The 2,114-nt window shown below is 34.5% G+C and carries 4 protein-coding genes; 2 read left to right on the top strand and 2 right to left on the bottom strand.

Going from position 1 to position 2,114, the window contains the following annotated elements; translation table 11 throughout:
* On the top strand, positions 1 to 189 hold a 189-nt coding region (locus V7164_RS17290; protein ID WP_335354710.1), incomplete at its 5' end, for a hypothetical protein.
* On the opposite strand, the gene V7164_RS17285 is transcribed toward V7164_RS17290, so the two are convergent.
* Together V7164_RS17285 and V7164_RS17280 are read right to left on the bottom strand one after the other, a co-directional pair.
* The gene (locus V7164_RS17285; RefSeq protein ID WP_335354709.1) at positions 159 to 362 is read right to left on the bottom strand and encodes a hypothetical protein; all 204 of its coding nucleotides are present in this window, start codon (positions 360 to 362) and stop codon (positions 159 to 161) included. The genes V7164_RS17290 and V7164_RS17285 overlap by 31 nt on opposite strands.
* 76 nt (positions 363 to 438) lie before the next feature.
* Positions 439 to 606, bottom strand: a complete 168-nt coding sequence (locus V7164_RS17280) for a CotG/ExsB N-terminal domain-containing protein (protein WP_335354708.1) — start codon at positions 604 to 606, stop codon at positions 439 to 441.
* 164 nt (positions 607 to 770) lie between these two features.
* Between V7164_RS17280 and V7164_RS17275 the strand changes: the two genes are divergently transcribed.
* Entirely contained in the window at positions 771 to 1,868 is a 1,098-nt protein-coding gene (locus V7164_RS17275; RefSeq protein ID WP_335354711.1) for a CotH kinase family protein, read from the top strand.
* The last annotated feature ends 246 nt before the right edge of the window (positions 1,869 to 2,114 follow it).

Genomic DNA, 2,114 nt, shown 5'->3' with positions numbered 1-2,114 from the left:
GGAAAAAGTGAAAAAGCTGTCCGACAAAGTAAGTTTAGTGGACAGCTTTTCGGAAAAAGTAAAAAAGCTGTCCAGCAAAGTAGATTAATTGGACAAGTTTTCAAGAAAAGCAGAAAACTTGTCCAGTTAAATTTATCTATACTAGATATTTGTTCGAATTACTTATCCCGAAATTCGGTCCCATCGTGACCTTCTATGCGATTTTTGAAGGCCTCCTGCACAACAAGAAATTCTTCATCCTCTTGTGCCTCTGTTGCTTTACTTTCTATTACTGAATTGTCTGGGAAATTACCAGGGTGATTTTTGTTTTTGTGGTTAAATTCTTTACCTCTTGCCATTGTATCTGCTCCTTTCGTTTTCATTCATGTATCTTCCCCTTAATTAAAAAATCCTATGTATATTGCTTTGTAATTAAAAAGCTTTGCATTTGCAAAGCTTTTATTCATCATTCTCACGATCCATTCTTGTATCGAGCGAACACTTTCTGCTATCAGACTGCCTTGATCTTTTAGATGAAAATGGCTCTTGATAAAGAAACTTTTCCATTCCTGCAGCGATTACTTCTTCAACCGCACGATGGATATCGGCTTCACTATAACCTTTCAAAGTCATATCCTCCTTATTGATTGGTTCATTCTTCATCTTCCTGCTATTAGAATACGGATCCGAAAGAAGTTTTGCCTTAGACGATTGCGTATTTTTGGAAATAGGACTGTCACCCTTTTAATGTTTGTCATACCATTTAATAACATGTTCGGTTGGGGGAGATTATTTTGAAAAAAACAGATATACCAATCTATAACTTATTTATAAATCCGAAAAGCCTCATCGATTTAAAGAAGAATATTTGGTCAGATAAATCTGTTACGGGAATAATAAACATTCAAAATAAAAAGCATGACATTGATATTAGGTACCGAGGATATTATGTTCGAGAGTTCAAGAAGAAGTCGTATCATTTTCATTTTTATAAACCTAGGACATGGAATGGGGCAAAAGAGCTTCATTTAAATGCAGAATATAAAGATCATTCATTAATAAGAAATAAGCTTTCTTTTGATTTTTTCTCTAGTATTGGTGTCAAGGCCCCCTCTGCAGAGCATGTTTTTCTTGTATTAAATGGAAAACCAGAAGGAGTTTATTTACAATTAGAGTCAGTAGATGAATACTTTTTCAAAAAAAGGAATATCCCAGTACAATCGATATTTTACGCGGTTGATGGAGATGCAAATTTCTCACTGATTAGTGAATATGATAATGCTCCTAAGAGATCTTTAGAAATGGGCTATGAAATAAAGTATGGACCGGACGAAGAATGTTTGATCTTACAAGAGTTTATTTTCAAAGCCAATACACTTTTAAGAGAAGAATTTGAACGAGAGATAGGAAATTATATGGATGTTGAAAAGTATTTGCTTTGGCTAGCAGGTGCGGTTTGTACTCAAAACTACGATGGATTTGTTCAGAACTATGCTTTGTGCAGGAATGGTGATGCGGGGTTATTTGAAATTCTTCCTTGGGATTATGATGCAACTTGGGGAAGAGATGTTCATGGGGAGATTATGGATTATGACTATGTAAGAATAGAAGGTTTTAATACGTTATCGGCAAGAATGCTCGATGTCCCTTCATTTAGAAATTTATATTATAAGAACCTCGATCAGATCCTCAAACATCAATTTACAGTCGACTTTATGAAACCAATAATACAGGACATATATACGAACCTTCGTCCTTATGTTTTAAAAGATCCCTATAAAAAAATGTATATCGAACAATTTGATATGGAACCGGAATTCATTTGTAAATTTATAACGGATAGAAACAACTATTTGAAAAGTGAGCTGAAAAAGCTAGGTTTCAACTAGTAAAGGGATAGAATGATTGCTATAAAAAAGGCGAGCATTTTTAGAAAATGGGCACTTTATTTTAGTTGTTTGTCCACTCCATATTTAAACTAAAGCATAGTCTATATTAGTGAAAAAGGAAGGGGGGAAGATGAATGTTCCAGCAAACAGGAAGAAGACGAGTTCAGAATATTAGGGCCGATGAAGTAAATATTGCTGCCAATAGAGTGAATGTAAGAGAAGTCCGCAGAACAGATCGCAGAAGAA

It is taken from the genome of Bacillus sp. JJ1474, from assembly GCF_036965225.1.
GTDB lineage: Bacteria > Bacillota > Bacilli > Bacillales > Cytobacillaceae > Cytobacillus.
Note: the sequence above shows the minus strand (reverse complement) of the source record. Positions and strands in the feature narration are given on the sequence as shown.